General features: G+C 43.2%; 14 protein-coding genes, 1 other RNA gene and 1 pseudogene. 6 read left to right on the top strand and 10 right to left on the bottom strand.

Going from position 1 to position 14450, the window contains the following annotated elements; all coding sequences use genetic code 11:
* Window positions 1-30 precede the first annotated feature (30 nt).
* On the bottom strand, window positions 31-825 hold the full coding sequence (locus NYE22_RS03750; protein WP_003228388.1) for an SDR family oxidoreductase: 795 nt from the start codon (window positions 823-825) through the stop codon (window positions 31-33).
* Between the two features lie 218 nt (window positions 826-1043).
* Here NYE22_RS03750 and NYE22_RS03745 point away from each other — a divergent pair.
* Window positions 1044-1890: pseudogene (locus NYE22_RS03745) on the top strand (IS3 family transposase); the annotation flags it as partial.
* A 109-nt stretch (window positions 1891-1999) separates the two neighbouring features.
* Here NYE22_RS03745 and NYE22_RS03740 read toward each other — a convergent pair.
* The 6 genes from NYE22_RS03740 to secG all read right to left on the bottom strand — a co-directional run bounded on the left by NYE22_RS03740 (window position 2000) and on the right by secG (window position 8380).
* Window positions 2000-3565, bottom strand: a complete 1566-nt coding sequence (locus tag NYE22_RS03740) for a glycosyltransferase family 2 protein (RefSeq protein ID WP_342412305.1) — start codon at window positions 3563-3565, stop codon at window positions 2000-2002.
* 201 nt (window positions 3566-3766) lie between these two features.
* Window positions 3767-4129, bottom strand: a transfer-messenger RNA (tmRNA) gene (ssrA, locus tag NYE22_RS03735).
* A gap of 175 nt (window positions 4130-4304) precedes the next feature.
* Window positions 4305-4775 carry an SsrA-binding protein gene (gene smpB, locus NYE22_RS03730; RefSeq protein WP_003220025.1) on the bottom strand — a complete coding sequence of 157 codons (471 nt, stop codon included), beginning with the start codon at window positions 4773-4775 and terminating at the stop codon, window positions 4305-4307.
* Window positions 4776-4919: 144 nt separating this feature from the next.
* Complete coding sequence (gene rnr / locus NYE22_RS03725) at window positions 4920-7259, bottom strand: ribonuclease R (protein ID WP_021480613.1); 2340 nt, start codon at window positions 7257-7259, stop codon at window positions 4920-4922.
* Between the two features lie 18 nt (window positions 7260-7277).
* Entirely contained in the window at window positions 7278-8018 is a 741-nt protein-coding gene (locus NYE22_RS03720; protein ID WP_003242610.1) for a carboxylesterase, read from the bottom strand.
* 131 nt (window positions 8019-8149) lie between these two features.
* Window positions 8150-8380 (bottom strand): preprotein translocase subunit SecG, encoded by a 231-nt coding sequence (secG, locus tag NYE22_RS03715; RefSeq protein WP_003220028.1) that lies wholly within the window; start codon window positions 8378-8380, stop codon window positions 8150-8152.
* A 148-nt stretch (window positions 8381-8528) separates the two neighbouring features.
* Between secG and NYE22_RS03710 the strand changes: the two genes are divergently transcribed.
* The gene (locus NYE22_RS03710) at window positions 8529-9302 is read left to right on the top strand and encodes an alpha/beta hydrolase (protein WP_124059116.1); all 774 of its coding nucleotides are present in this window, start codon (window positions 8529-8531) and stop codon (window positions 9300-9302) included.
* Window positions 9303-9335: 33 nt separating this feature from the next.
* Here the strand turns inward: NYE22_RS03710 and NYE22_RS03705 are convergent, their stop codons facing one another.
* Window positions 9336-9569, bottom strand: coding sequence for a helix-turn-helix transcriptional regulator (locus NYE22_RS03705; protein WP_003220031.1), 234 nt, complete (start codon window positions 9567-9569; stop codon window positions 9336-9338).
* 151 nt (window positions 9570-9720) lie between these two features.
* Between NYE22_RS03705 and rghR the strand changes: the two genes are divergently transcribed.
* The 4 genes from rghR to NYE22_RS03685 all read left to right on the top strand — a co-directional run bounded on the left by rghR (window position 9721) and on the right by NYE22_RS03685 (window position 12833).
* The gene (gene rghR / locus NYE22_RS03700; RefSeq protein ID WP_003220034.1) at window positions 9721-10128 is read left to right on the top strand and encodes a transcriptional repressor RghR; all 408 of its coding nucleotides are present in this window, start codon (window positions 9721-9723) and stop codon (window positions 10126-10128) included.
* Between the two features lie 29 nt (window positions 10129-10157).
* Window positions 10158-10577 carry a helix-turn-helix transcriptional regulator gene (locus NYE22_RS03695; RefSeq protein WP_014480905.1) on the top strand — a complete coding sequence of 140 codons (420 nt, stop codon included), beginning with the start codon at window positions 10158-10160 and terminating at the stop codon, window positions 10575-10577.
* A 91-nt stretch (window positions 10578-10668) separates the two neighbouring features.
* On the top strand, window positions 10669-10995 hold the full coding sequence (catR, locus tag NYE22_RS03690) for a catDE operon transcriptional regulator CatR (RefSeq protein ID WP_003242888.1): 327 nt from the start codon (window positions 10669-10671) through the stop codon (window positions 10993-10995).
* Between the two features lie 128 nt (window positions 10996-11123).
* A complete protein-coding gene (locus tag NYE22_RS03685) occupies window positions 11124-12833 on the top strand; it encodes a methyl-accepting chemotaxis protein (RefSeq protein ID WP_342412304.1) in 1710 nt (569 codons plus the stop codon).
* On the opposite strand, the gene opuBD is transcribed toward NYE22_RS03685, so the two are convergent.
* Both opuBD and opuBC read right to left on the bottom strand, forming a co-directional pair.
* Window positions 12822-13502: a choline ABC transporter permease OpuBD gene (opuBD, locus tag NYE22_RS03680; RefSeq protein WP_342412303.1), complete on the bottom strand. Its 681-nt coding sequence runs from the start codon at window positions 13500-13502 to the stop codon at window positions 12822-12824. The two genes, NYE22_RS03685 and opuBD, sit on opposite strands and share 12 nt — an antisense overlap.
* A 16-nt stretch (window positions 13503-13518) precedes the next feature.
* Entirely contained in the window at window positions 13519-14439 is a 921-nt protein-coding gene (gene opuBC / locus NYE22_RS03675) for a choline ABC transporter substrate-binding lipoprotein OpuBC (RefSeq protein ID WP_021480617.1), read from the bottom strand.
* Window positions 14440-14450: the final 11 nt, after the last annotated feature.

Genomic DNA, 14450 nt, shown 5'->3' with positions numbered 1-14450 from the left:
TATAAAAAAACCTCTCCTGTTGGGAGAGGTTTAAAAGACACTGCGGACCAAACCGCCGTCTGCCCGAAGTGCCGCGCCATTGATCGCAGAGGAAAGCGGGCTGCTTAAAAATGTAACGAAGTGGGCGATTTCTTCCGGACGGATCAGTCTTTGAATAATAGATGTCGGCCGGTTTTCTTTCATAAAACGTGCCTCAGCTTCTTGAACAGTCAGGTTTTCACCAGGATACAGCGAATTCAGCATGGTTTCCACACCCTCTGTTAAGGTAGAGCCCGGCATGACGGTGTTGACTGTGACATTCGTGCCGGTTGCCAGCTCCGCCAAACTGCGGGAAATGGACAGCTGCATCGTTTTTGTCGCACTGTAATGGGCCATTTCCTGTGACGGCATAATCGCCGCTTCACTGGCAATGAAAATCACACGCCCTTCTTTTTTCTCTATCATGTTATGCAAATACCTGCGTGTCAGCCTTACACCGCTCATAATATTCACTTCAAAAAAACGAAACCATTCATCGTCGGGAATATCAAAGTACTCCGCCGGTTCAAAAATCCCTAAATTGTTGACCAAAATATCAACCTCTGGATATGCCTGAAACAGCTCATTGCAGCCTTCTTCAGTTCCCAAATCAAATGCGGCCGGATAAAGAACCGCTTCAGCATGTTGTGTTTTCAGTTCATCTATCGTCTGATTCACTTTCTCTTCCCGGCGTCCGTTAATGATCACTGCCGCACCTTCTTCAGCTAACGAAGAGGCAATAGCTTTTCCGATCCCTGATGTCGAACCGGTCACCAGTGCGGTTTTTCCTTGTAAATTCAGCTTCATTATTCATCCCTCCGTTTTTGATTCCTCTTATTTATTGACAGAAATCTGATTGGTGAAACATCTGCTCTGCAATCAGTATGAAACAGCTGGGATTGAAATGGAAGTACGCACTTTTTGGTGCCTGTGGTTTGGAGAAAAAATAAAGCAGAACCCTCTAAGAGGTTCTGCTTTATTTTTAGCATGCCGGTTGAAATCAAACAGAAAGCTGTAGAAATGAGATTAGAAAGGAAGTTGATAGCTAAACGTCAGTCGAACTTGTAGAATTATTGCATAACACAAAGACCGTGCACGATATCTGTGTTCAATTAGGTATCTCACGTACGTCTTATTATCTTTGGAAGAAGAATCTGACGAAAGGTCATCTCAAGCGCACCATTTTGAAAAACAAATCGGTTCATAGTACCGGGAGTACAAGTATCGATATGAATATCGATACATTACAGCCTATTAAAAAAGGAAATCCGTATTAACCATAAATCAGTTCAACATATTATGCAGAAAAATCAGTCGGCAGTGCCGGGCTAAGGTGAAAAAGCATAAGAAGAATGGACAGCCATATGCCATGATCGATTATATATTGAATTGGAACTTTCAGTCTGATCGTCCTCTTGAAAACTAGTAACGGCCATCTCGGATTTCCCTTATTGATAGAAACAATTGTACCTTTCCAGTATTTGATTTTATACAATAGAGAAGTGATTGGAAATAAGCAAGACACAGATTTTATCTTATACACACTTAATCAACTGCCAACACAGCCTAGGAACTGCGTGTTTCATAGTGACCAAGGATCTGTGTATACATCTTACAAGTATCGAAAAGCTGTTGCACAAAAAGCATTATCATGAGCATGTCCGTAAAGGGACGCCCGCTGATATACCTTTAATCAAATCGTTTCATTCCTCACTAGAGTCTCAAACGTTCTTTCTTAACAGAATTGATTGTACTATGACCACCAACGCCGTAGAACGCACTTTCAAAAGATACATACATTATTATAACAACATTCGTATTCAAACGAAACTAAACAGCCAATCACCGATAAACTATCGGCAATTGGCTGTTAAAAAGTGTTTTAGATCCCTGTCTCAGAAACAGGGGTCAGTCCTTTTAGGAATGTGTTTTGAATAATTTAACAAGTTCAATTTGAAGTGTATGAAGGTTAATAACATAACTATTTTTTCTTAACATCTTCAATTACTTTTACTCCAACATTTCCTCGAATTGTTTTATAGATCATGAATTGTTTATTTTCCCCAATATTAACTTGAAGGCCTAGTTCTGTTTCCTTGCTGATCACAATTTTTTCATAATCGCTGTGGCGCAAAAATACAGCATAACCACCTAATTTTATTTGATCTAAATTATTTTTGTTTAACTTAATTGTTATATGATTGTCTTCGGTATGGGTAACTCCTTCTTCAATTAAGTAAATTTGTTCAACATGCGTTCTACTTTGTAAAATAAGCCCTTGAATTTTAGAAATTTCATGCCCTTTTAAGGAAATTTTCAAATCTATTTGATCATCATATTGTTTTTCCTCCGAAAGTGTAGCTTTGATAAGGATTGGGATATAAATTTCTTTTCCATTTTTCAAACGAGCTACTTTATATGGCAATCCATCTTTCTCTGTAAAATAACTTTCTCCTTTGTTTTTAGACCAATCAGCTAATGCTTCTAGCGTCTCATAATCTTGATTCATAGCAAGATTGAAATATATTCTACTTATTGGCTTTATGATAGTATCTTCAAACTGATACGGGCGTTTATATTTCTTAAAAATGTTCATAACTGTGTTGAATTTTTGATAATAAGCTTCTTTGTTTTTACTTTTAACAAAGTGCTTTCGATCAAATAATCTGGTGATACTATCAAATTCAATGAGTCGGTTAATAATTAACTTTTCATGTTCAGGTTTCAGGTTCTTCTCTAGTACATATTTTAATACGGCTATATTTGAATCCATTTTCTCAAGTGCATCTGTTTGTTTTGTTAAAGAGTTATTTTCATCTATTCTGTTAAGGTAATAAACTGGCTTTGTTGTTGTTGAAATTTCTTTTACAGCTAGAAGAACATCAATGAAAAACTGCTTATCTTCAGCAAATTTCATTTCAGGATACTTTATACCGTTTTTCTTTATAACATCAAGTTTCATCATACGAGCTCTAGGACCCAGATGATAGAATAAATGTTTAATGGAAAAAGGGGATACATTATGTCTAACTTGACTGGATTCATAACGGCCAATTACAGTTTCTTGCTCTGAATCTACTTGAATTGTTTTGCCAACAGCATAGTCAACTTTCGTCTCTTCTAACAAATCATACAGTATTTTAATTCCCTCATGAGTAAGCCAATCATCAGCATCAAGAAAAGTAATGTATTTGGAGTTAGATAAATGAACTCCAAGATTTCTTGGAAATGCTGGTGTCCCTGTATTTTTTTCTAAAAATACACTGACAATATTTTCATAGAGTCTTGAATATACTCTCAGAACATCTCTAGATCCATCATTAGAACCATCATCAACTAGAATTAAGGTAATATTATGAAATCCAATATTTTGAAGAATGACAGAATCTATTGTTTTCTTTAGAAAATCGATAGCGTTATATACAGGAACCACAACAGTTACCTTTGCTCTTCTTTTTAATGCTGACTCATTCAATATTTCATAACCAACTTTGTTAAAGTAAGGATCTTTATATGATTTATTCTTTAATCGGTCTAATACGCTCATGAACAAATAATCTCCTTTTATTGAAGTCTTGATAAATCTATCATATTTTTCATAAGAATAATAGTATTTTAAGAGGCAAATAAGGTAGTAACTAATTGTAAAAAAAGTAGTAAACATTAATGGACCGTTAATACATTATAATATTTCAAAAAAGCCTTGAAACGTTGATATCAACAATTCCAAGGCCTTTGAAATAATTCATTATGGAGACGGTGGGAGTCGAACCCACGTCCAGAAACATCGATTACTTAAGCGTCTACGAGCGTAGCCTGCATATTTATGGTTTCACTCATCTTCTTGCCTGCGGGCGGGCCTTCCGAGAGCTAGTCTGTTCATCTCTTCTTACGTTCTCAGACAGGAACGCAAGCGTAGCCTACTTGGATGTGCTCTTCACAGACACATAGGCAATGTCAGGAAGAGCTCGCTGCGCTTATTAGGCAGCTAATGCTACGTTTTGGTTAAAACTGTTAGTTTTGCCAGTTATATTTAAGTGCGTGTTTACGAGATCGCCTCTCGGCTCGCAGCTCAAGCTCGATCCATCCCTGTCGAATCCGTAACGTCCCCTTGGTATAAGGGAAATACGGGAGAAAATATCAAGCTCTCACTCAAACTGGCTATAGTCTTATTATAACATGATCACGGCTCTTTTCAATTGTCAAATCCTTCAAATGAATGGCGTCGTGATCTGATCGTGAACACAGTATAGCACAGGCCTGATTTTCGAATCAAGCACTATGCCTTAGAAGCCTTTTTGACTGTCTCTGAACGCTCTTTCGATTTCCCGCTTCGCGTCCTTGCGCTTCAGATCTTCCCGTTTGTCATAGTTCTTCTTCCCTTTTCCAAGGCCGAGAAGCACTTTGGCAAAGCCGTTTTTTAAATACAGCTTCAGCGGAACGAGAGAATAGCCTTTTTCCTTTGTTAACCCGATCAGCTTATTAATCTCCTTGCGGTGCATTAACAGCTTTCTTGTCCGAAGCGGATCGTGGTTATAGCGGTTTCCCTGCTCATATGGGCTGACGTGCATATTGTGGAGAAACACTTCTCCCCGTTCGATTTTGGCGAAGGAATCCTTAAGGTTTACGCGGCCGGCGCGAATCGATTTGATTTCGGTTCCTTGCAGAACGATGCCTGTTTCATAAGTTTCTTCTATAAAATAATCGTGATTGGCTTTCTTATTTTGAGATAATACTTTTCCTGACCCTTTTGGCATGCCAGAACCTCCTCTCTCTAAGGAAAAACTGTCCACCTTTTGCGATACGCTCTATTTTACCAAATGTCACGTACCGCTACAATGAAAAGCTGTTTCCGAAAGAAAGCAAATAGAGCGCTGCGGCCCTATTTGCTGGTTGAGCTGCTATTTCTTCTTTTTCCGTTTCTGTTTCGGAGCATTCTGGAAGCCGCGTTTTTTCTTTTTCTTCTTCGGCTTAGTGAACCACTCCCCTTTTTCCTCAGAAGGAGCTGGAGAAACAGGTGTATTGGTGCTTTGAACACGTTTTCTGGCAGGCTTTCCGCGTTTTCTGCTCCGGCTGCTGTCCAATTCTCTCGGACGCCGCGGAGTGCCCTTCATGCCGACAATTTCAAAGTCGATATTGCGCTCATCTTTATTGACATCGACAACCTTGACTGTGATTTCATCCCCGATGCGGAAGACGTTGCCTGTCCGCTCGCCAATCATTGCGAAATGCTGTTCGTCAAAGCGGTAGTAGTCATCTGTCATAAAGCTGACATGGACGAGTCCTTCAATTGTATTCGGCAGCTCGACGAACATTCCGAAGTTTGTCACAGAGCTGATCATGCCGTCAAACTCTTCACCGATTTTATCAAGCATGTATTCCGCTTTTTTCAGATCATCCGTCTCACGCTCGGCGTCAACTGCACGGCGCTCCATTGATGATGTATGTTCGGCGATATCCGGCAGGCGTTCAGCCCACTTTTCCTGAGTCGCTTCATCGACTTTGCCGTTGATCAAATACGTTCGGATCAGGCGGTGAACGATTAAGTCCGGATAACGGCGGATCGGCGATGTGAAATGCGTATAGAATTCCGTTGACAGACCGAAGTGCCCCAAGCTTTGCGGGTCGTATTTCGCCTGTTTCATCGAACGGAGCATAACAGTAGATATAACCGTTTCCTCTGGTCTGTCACGCACAGCGTCCAGAATGCTTTGCAGCGCGCGCGGATGAATATTCCCCGCCGTTCCTTTCACCACATAGCCAAATGTCGTCACAAATTCTAAAAACTTTTGCAGCTTTTCAGCATTCGGCTCTTCGTGAATCCGGTATATAAACGGGACGTTCATCCAATGGAAATGCTCTGCCACTGTTTCGTTTGCTACAAGCATAAATTCTTCAATCAGCTTCTCGGCGACAGAGCGTTCTCTGATCACAACGTCTTTAACCGCTCCTTCGTCATCAACAAGCACCTTTGCTTCTTTGAAATCAAAGTCAACGGCGCCGCGGTCCATCCGCTTATCGCGAAGAATTTGAGCCAGGCGCTCCATGTCTTTGAACATCGGAACAAGAGGCTCGTATTTTTGCTTCAGCTCTTCATCATCGTCAACAAGAATTTTATTCACATCTGAATATGTCATTCTTTCCGTTGTTTTGATGACACTTTGGAAGATCTCGTGCTCTGTCACCTGTCCCTGACTGTTAATTGTCATTTCACAAGAAAGCGTCAGGCGGTCAACCTTTGGATTTAAGGAGCAGATGCCGTTTGACAATCTGTGCGGAATCATCGGGATGACACGGTCAACCAGATACACACTTGTCCCTCTTTCAAGCGCTTCTTTGTCAATCGGCGAGTTTTCGGTTACGTAATGGCTGACATCAGCTATGTGAACGCCAAGCTTGTAGCTTCCATCATCAAGTTTCGTCACGGTAACTGCATCATCCAAATCCTTCGCATCCGCACCATCAATGGTGACAATCACCTGGTCACGGAGATCACGGCGGTCTTTCAGATCTTTTTCATCAATCGTGTCAGGCGTACTTGATGCCTGTTCCATCGCGTCAGCTGGAAATTCTCCCGGCAGGCCGTGCTTATGAATGACCGATAAAATATCAATGCCCGGGTCGTTTTTGTGGCCGAGAATGGTTTCAACCTCACCCTCTGCGTTCATGCGGCCTTCAGGATAGCTCGTCAGCTTGACAACAACCTTATGCCCTTCCGCAGCTCCATTTTTCCCATTTTTCGGAATGAAGATGTCACTCGTGATTTTTTTGTCGTCCGGAATGACAAAGCCGAAGTTTCTCGTTTCTGTATACGTGCCGACAACCCGCTGAATCGCTCTTTCTAAAATCCGTATGACGGTTCCTTCCTGCCTGGAGCCGCTTGACTGTGAATTCAGACGCACCATGACGATATCGCCGTTCATTGCCGTATTTAGCTCATTAGGCGGAATAAACACATCACTTAACGACGAATCCTCAGGCAGCAAAAAGGCGAATCCTTTCGCATGGGCTGAAATCTTTCCTTTTATTAAATTCATCTTCTCCGGAATGCCGTAGCGGTCGCTTCTCGTCCGTACGATAAGCCCTTTTTCTTCCAAGGCGACTAACGCTTTGACGAGCTCTTTAAACTCCTCGGCTTCCGTAATATTTAACATCTCCTCAAGTTCCTGAACGGTCAGAGGTTTGTACGCCTCTTCCTTCATAAACGAGAGAAGCTTTTCCATAAATGCTTCTTTTTCCATTATCCGACCTCCTGTTGATTACCAATCGAGCTTCTCTAAAAATTCATACACATCCTGATGGACGAGGTCACGTTCTTTGTCGAGTGTAATGACATGCCCTGATTCCTCGTACCATTTCAGCTGTTTATCATCAGTTTCCACTTCGTTGTAAATAATATTGGCGCTTTCGGTATTAATCATGTGGTCATGACGGGCCTGCACCACAAATGTCGGTGAATAAATCATATCGACATTATTCCGCACATCAGCAATTAAGTCTTGCAGCGCCTTGAGGGTATTCATCGGCGTTTTTTCGAATTCTTTCATTTCCTCTTCAATTTGCTCCGGGCTTTTCCCCTCAAACTTTTTGTAATTGCGAGCGTATGAAAGAACGCCTTGATACATGACCTCTTCACTCTTAATATGCATCGGTGCGCACATTGGGACAATTCCCTTTATGGGTACAGTGTAACCCAATTTCAGCGAAAAAACCCCGCCAAGCGACAGTCCGCAGGCAGCAATGCTCTCATAGCCTTCAGATTTTAAGTATTCATAGCCATCCATTACGTTTTTCCACCAGTCTTCGGGCCCCGTATGTACAAGTTCTTCAGGCGGGACGCCATGTCCTTCATATTGAGGCGCGTGGCACGTATAGCCGCGTTCATTCAAATATCGTCCCAGCATCCTTACATCCGCTGTATTGCCTGTAAAGCCGTGCAGCAAAAGCACCGCTTTGTCTCCGCCTTTAAATGTAAATGGTTTTGGTGTCACAACTTTCATGCTCATGTCTCCCTTTCTATCTGCACGATCATTATAGTTTTCCACAGTTTAATCAGAAAAAAACGTTTTGAATATCAGCCAGAAACGTGAAAAAGGCCTGACTTCACATCAGACCTTATACAAACATTGCCCTATAGGATATAAGCAAGCGCAATCGTTAACACGAAAAACAAGACTGCCAGCACTACCGTAATGCGGTGCAAAATTAAATCAAGACCTCTTGCTTTTTGTTTCCCGAAGAGCTGCTCCGCTCCGCCTGAAATCGCACCAGATAATCCGGCGCTTTTACTGGATTGAAGCAAAACGACAATAATAAGTGCAATGCTGACGATAACCAACAAGGTAATCAAAACTGCGTGCATCCCATACACCTCCAGACTCACTGGCTACATTACTTCTATTTTACATGAAAAGGGTTGGCATGTCACGCTGTATCAGACGCCAAAAGGCCGGATAAGACGTTTTATCTTGGTTACCCTATTCATATGAAAAGGTCAAAGGAGAAAAGCGATGCCGCTTATCAGCATAGACAGCAGGAAACATCTTTTTTATGAAGAATATGGACAGGGAATCCCTATCATTTTTATCCACCCGCCGGGCATGGGACGCAAGGTTTTTTATTATCAGCGCCTTCTATCCAAGCATTTCAGGGTGATTTTTCCCGATTTAAGCGGCCACGGTGATAGTGATCACATCGATCAGCCAGCGTCTATTTCCTATTACGCAAACGAGATCGCGCAATTCATGGACGCTTTGCACATTGATAAAGCTGTGTTATTCGGGTATTCTGCCGGAGGCTTAATCGCGCAGCATATCGGCTTTACCCGCCCGGACAAAGTGTCACACCTTATTCTGTCCGGCGCCTACCCAGCTGTTCATAACGTAATCGGCCAGAAGCTGCACAAACTGGGAATGTATCTGCTTGAAAAAAACCCCGGTTTGCTCATGAAAATCCTCGCTGGCAGCCACACAAAAGACAGACAGCTTCGCAGCATATTAACAGACCATATGAAAAAAGCAGACCAGGCCCATTGGCATCAGTATTATCTGGATTCGCTTGGCTACAATTGCATTGAACAGCTGCCCCGCCTAGACATGCCAATGCTGTTTATGTATGGCGGCCTGCGGGACTGGACCTTTACAAACGCAGGCTATTACCGAAGATCGTGCAGACATGCCGAATTTTTCAGATTGGAATATCAGGGACATCAATTGCCGACAAAACAATGGAAAACGTGCAATGAGCTGGTGACAGGGTTTGTGCTGACACATCATTCAATATAGAAAACGCTTGGATCTCCTTGCGTTTTCTATATCTTATTGACTTTTGTCAATAAAATCATAGTAAAAAAGATCCTCAAATTTCAAATTAAAATAGTGAAGCATTTTACCGATCACAAGCTGCCCCGGCCGTCTTTCTCCATTCAGCACGCGGCTCAGTGTGGCGGGTGAGACTCCGATTTCCAGCGCAAGCTGATTAAGGGAATAATCGTTATTAACCATATACTGCAAGACATAATCACGTCTAATCTGTATCTTTTCTACTGGCACTTTCCTCACCTTCCATTCCTGAAAAACTTTTTTCTATACTTTTACATTACGTCTTATGTTAACTTTTGTCAATACATTTCCAGTCTACCTATTCCCTTTAGTCAATAAACATACTAAAATATGAGTAACAGTGAGGGACGGGGTGAGATATATGGAAAGCTTTGGCGAACAATTACGGGCATTGCGTGAAGAGAGAAAGTTAACAGTCAACCAGCTGGCGACTTATTCAGGCGTAAGCGCGGCCGGCATCTCCAGAATCGAAAACGGAAAACGGGGCGTTCCCAAACCTGCCACCATCAAAAAACTGGCGGAGGCCTTAAAAATTCCTTATGAGGGGCTTATGTACAAGGCTGGTTACATCGAAGAAGTGCATGAAGCCAGGGCCCCTTATGAAACGAAGTGCAAGCTGCTTGAAAAAGCGGAGGCCTATGACCTGAAAAACCTTGCGCTTCTTGAGAACGAAAAGTGGCAATATCTCAATAAAGAAGATTTGCTCATGCTGGATCATTATTTTTCGTTTATTTCAGACGAAGCCAAAAAACGGTCTGCTGATGACTGACTCTTGATAGAAATGTGAGGCGATAGACCATGTCACCGTTCGGACAGCAATTACGGGAGCTGCGCCGCGCCCGCAAACTGACAGTGAATCAGCTTGCGGTGTACTCAGGCATCAGCTCGGCCACCATTTCAAAAATTGAAAACGGCAAACGCGGGACGCCAAAACCCGCCACGATTAAAAAACTGGCAGCCGTCCTGAAAGTGCCGTACGAAAACCTAATGGCCGCCGCAGGCCATATTCAGGCCTTTCCTGAAGAAATCCGCGAAGCATCTGAAAGCTATCAATCCGTTTATGAAATTTACCAGACAGCTGTCACGCGCGGAGCGGAGCACCTCCCGATTTTCAATAGTCAAAAATGGGAACATCTCTCAAAGCAGGATATTGAAAATCTCAGCAAATACTTCGATTTTTTGTCTTCAGAAGCAAAAAAACGGGCCTCTTCCTCATAATCCCCTGTTTCTCTTTCTATATTTTATCAATCACGCTTGCATACCCTCCCTCGTTATTTGCGTTATAATAGTGACAGACGAGGTGAAAAGTATGAACCAATCAGAAATGTGTCCTAGATTTGAAAAAGCAGTCGACATCTTAAGTAAACGCTGGGTCGCTTTAATCGTATTTCAGCTCTTGAACGGGTCGCAGCGATTTAGCGAAATTGAAGCAGCACTTCCAAATCTAAGCGGCAGAGTTCTGTCAGAACGGCTGAAAGAACTTGAGCTTGAAGGAGTAGTGAAGCGGGATGTCATCCCTGAAACTCCGGTTCGCATCGAATATTCATTGACTGATAAAGGAAAGGCACTAGCACCCATTTTAGGTGAGATTTCTAAATGGGCGACTGAATGGATTGACCCTTCCTTTCTTGACTAATTGCTAAAACGGTTCTGATCTCATAGACGAGAAAAGAACCGTTTTTTATTTTTTTCCCAGGTGAAAAAACGATTTCTCAGCCGATATATAGTACATCCACACATTACGTTTTTAAAGGAGACCACTATATGCGACTGACGATTTCCCGCAAATTCAGCCTGGTATTTTTGACACTGATCCTGATCAATTTACTTGTAGGCGGAATAGGCGTTCTTAATATGCAGCATATCATTCAAAAAACAGATGAAATCAACACAAAATGGATTGACGGCATCAAAGGAATCACTTCAATTAATTATGTAACCGAGCACCTGTCTTCTAAAGAAAAGGACTTTCTGATTTATACAGACAAAAGCAAAATGGATACACTTGATCAAGAAATGAATCAAATCATGGAAGACATTAACCAAAAGCTCGATAACTACGAAAAAACGATCTCCACTGATAAAGAGCAGAAACTGTTCGAGCAGCTTCAAACTGAAGTGAATACCTATATGGATATTCATGCGCAAATTATCGAAAGCGGCCGCACGAATGACATGGACAAAGCAAGAGGTTTATTGGTTCAGACTGAGGCCAGCTTTGAGGATATGAAAAAAACAATCACTCAGCTTGTTGACTTAAATCAAGAAGGCAGCAACACAGCGGTAAAAGAAACGAAGGCCGTCTATCATAAAGGGCTCATTTACACTGCTTTGCTTGTGGCAGCATCGATCCTCATCAGCATTTTCATCTGGCTTTATATCACGCGAAACATTGTAAAGCCTATCATTCGCATGAAGGAATCTGCCAATCATATTGCCGAAGGCGATCTGTCGAACGATATGGAGCCGCTCAACTCAAAAGACGAGCTGGGTGATCTGAATGAAGCGCTGCAAAAAATGGTAGGGAATCTGAGAGATATTGTCGGATATTCTAAAGACATATCAAGCCGGGTTCTTTCTTCTTCACAGGTGCTTGCAACCGCAACGAATGAAACAAGTTCCGGCAGCAAACATATTACCGAGACGATGAACGAAATGGCTGAGGGCTCTGAACAGCAGGCCCAAGACGCCGTGACGATTGCCGAATCGATGAATGAGTTCACTGAAAGCATTGATAAAGCCTATAATCACGGCATCACCATCAGCGATACGTCTCAAAACGTTCTCGAACTCGCGGTAAGCGGAAACGAAAATATGGCTACGTCATTACAGCAAATGAAAACCATCCATCATATTGTTGAAGAAGCCGTGCATAAAGTGAGATCACTGGAACAGCATTCTCAGGATATCAACAAGCTCGTTCAAGTCATCAACGGAATTGCCGAGCAAACGAATTTGCTGTCCCTTAACGCCGCGATTGAAGCTGCCCGCGCAGGAGAAAGCGGCAAAGGCTTCGCCGTTGTGGCAGAGGAGGTCAGAAAGCTGGCTGACGGCGTTTCTGATTCCGTGCAGGATATTACCCGGATTGTAGGCGGGACACAGCAGGAGATCCACACTGTCATTACGTACTTGGAAAGCAGCTTTACAGAAGTCGAAAAAGGAACGGAAAACCTGACAGACACCGGACAGGCTATGCGGCATATCAAGCAATCCGTCACTCATGTTGCAGACAGCATTAAGGAAGTAACGGATGGCCTGAAACAGTTAACAAACCAATCGATTACTATCAATCAATCGATTGAAAATATCGCTTCTGTATCCGAAGAGTCGGCCGCCGGCATTGAAGAAACATTTTCAATAACCGAGCAATCCGCCCATTCGATGGATCAAGTGCTTCAAAATGCTGAAGAGCTTGAGCAGCTTGCGAAGGAGCTTAATGAGAAGATGGGTCAGTTTTCTATTCTATGCAGCTGATGGAACGTGTTTCGCCCCGGTTCTTTTTTTCTTCACCGGACTTAATGCCCGCTCCAGCCAGGCCATGAGCAAATCCGCCCCTACCGCCATCACCGCAGTTGGTATCGCTCCGGCTAGAATAATCGCAGTTCCGTTTGTCGCGTTTGAGCCGCGGACGATCATGTCCCCAAGGCCTCCGGCACCGACAAATGTGCCGATCGCTGTAATTCCAATGGCAATGACGAGAGCCGTGCGAAGGCCCGCCATAATGACAGAAAGTGCGAGCGGGAGCTCAACCATTCTGAGCACTTGGAATTTCGTCATGCCCATTGCTTTTCCCGATTCTAAGTAGGCATGCTCAATACTGATAATGCCTGTGTACGTGTTTCGAATAATCGGCAGCAGGGAATACAGAAATAATGATAGAATCACGGTATTTGCGCCGAGCCCCATAACAAGCATTAAGACGGCCAGCATAGCGAGCGCCGGGATTGTTTGAAAAACGTTTGTTACGGCAAACACCCAGGCTGACAAACGGCGAAAATGCGCGATGAGGATTCCGGCCGGAACCCCGACGACAGCGGCAAATAAAACGCCGTAAGCCGACATGAGAAAGTGGCGGCCGAATTCATCCATGACGTAACTGCCATTGTGCGCGTAATACGTCATTAACTGTTCAAGCACGTTCATTGACCTCTTCCCCCTTTCACGATTCGAAGTAGTGATGTTTTTCTAAATATTCCTTGGCAACGACAGACGGTTCTTTGAGATTGCCGTCGACTTCATAGTTAAGCTCCTGCATCGTGGCTGTGTCGATTTTTCCGAGCATTTTCTTGATGATGCCTTCAAGCTCAGGATGTTCTTTGAGCACCTTTTCCGGAACAACCGGAGAACAGTCGTACGGCGGGAAAAATTGTTTATCATCCTTTAGCATTTTGAGACCATAGGACTTGATTCTTCCATCGGTTGAATACGCAAGCACAATGTCCATTTTTCCGCTTTTCACCGCGTCGTACACAAGGCCGATCTGCATCGGATACGTGCCGCCGAATGTCATGCCGTAGGTTTTCGTAAAATCCTGATAGCCGTTTCCTTTGAGCTTCATCCAATAGTTATCAACGCCCAGCTTTAATTGCGGCGCCCATTTTTTAACGTCTGATACGGTCTCTAAATGGTATTGGTCGGCCAACTCCTTGCTGACTGTAAAGGCATATGTATTATCAAACCCGTAGGAGTCATACCACTTTAAATCATATCTTTTTTTAAACTCCCGCTGAGTAAGCGCCAGCGCTTTGTCCGGATCTTTTTCAGGTTCCATTCTCAGCGTGCCTGTCAGCGCGTCTCCCGTATATCTTGTGGCGGCAATGTCGATTTCCCCGTTCATTAAAGCCTGCTGCTGCACCGCGTTGGAGCCAAGATTTTTAATCGTTGTTGTTTTGAGATCTGTATGGTGTTCGATCAACTGGCCAAGCATGCTGGCGATGATTTCTGATTCGCTCATGCTTTGCGCGCCGATTTTAATGGTCTGGTCTGCAGCAGCGCTGAGACCAGGAAGCGAACATCCGCTCAGCGTCAGCGTTGCCACAAGTGCTAAACCTATCATTAATTTGAGATATTTTCTTTTCATGAGCCGCCTCC

The organism is Bacillus sp. FSL K6-1560, from assembly GCF_038592935.1.
GTDB lineage: Bacteria > Bacillota > Bacilli > Bacillales > Bacillaceae > Bacillus > Bacillus subtilis.
The sequence above is the reverse complement of the archived record's forward strand: the minus strand, read 5'-3'. Positions and strand labels throughout refer to the sequence as shown.

Excerpts from the sequence above, each read along its gene's own strand:
- NYE22_RS03720 (WP_003242610.1), bottom strand. The coding sequence starts at position 8,018 with ATGAAAGTTGTGACACCAAAACCATTTACATTTAAAGGCGGAGACAAA.
- NYE22_RS03695 (WP_014480905.1), top strand. The coding sequence starts at position 10,158 with ATGTCACCGTTCGGACAGCAATTACGGGAGCTGCGCCGCGCCCGCAAA.
- opuBD (WP_342412303.1), bottom strand. The coding sequence starts at position 13,502 with ATGAACGTGCTTGAACAGTTAATGACGTATTACGCGCACAATGGCAGT.
- rnr (WP_021480613.1), bottom strand. The coding sequence starts at position 7,259 with ATGGAAAAAGAAGCATTTATGGAAAAGCTTCTCTCGTTTATGAAGGAA.
- NYE22_RS03710 (WP_124059116.1), top strand. The coding sequence starts at position 8,529 with ATGCCGCTTATCAGCATAGACAGCAGGAAACATCTTTTTTATGAAGAA.
- NYE22_RS03750 (WP_003228388.1), bottom strand. The coding sequence starts at position 825 with ATGAAGCTGAATTTACAAGGAAAAACCGCACTGGTGACCGGTTCGACA.
- secG (WP_003220028.1), bottom strand. The coding sequence starts at position 8,380 with ATGCACGCAGTTTTGATTACCTTGTTGGTTATCGTCAGCATTGCACTT.
- catR (WP_003242888.1), top strand. The coding sequence starts at position 10,669 with ATGAACCAATCAGAAATGTGTCCTAGATTTGAAAAAGCAGTCGACATC.
- NYE22_RS03740 (WP_342412305.1), bottom strand. The coding sequence starts at position 3,565 with ATGAGCGTATTAGACCGATTAAAGAATAAATCATATAAAGATCCTTAC.
- rghR (WP_003220034.1), top strand. The coding sequence starts at position 9,721 with ATGGAAAGCTTTGGCGAACAATTACGGGCATTGCGTGAAGAGAGAAAG.
- opuBC (WP_021480617.1), bottom strand. The coding sequence starts at position 14,439 with ATGAAAAGAAAATATCTCAAATTAATGATAGGTTTAGCACTTGTGGCA.
- NYE22_RS03685 (WP_342412304.1), top strand. The coding sequence starts at position 11,124 with ATGCGACTGACGATTTCCCGCAAATTCAGCCTGGTATTTTTGACACTG.
- smpB (WP_003220025.1), bottom strand. The coding sequence starts at position 4,775 with ATGCCAAAAGGGTCAGGAAAAGTATTATCTCAAAATAAGAAAGCCAAT.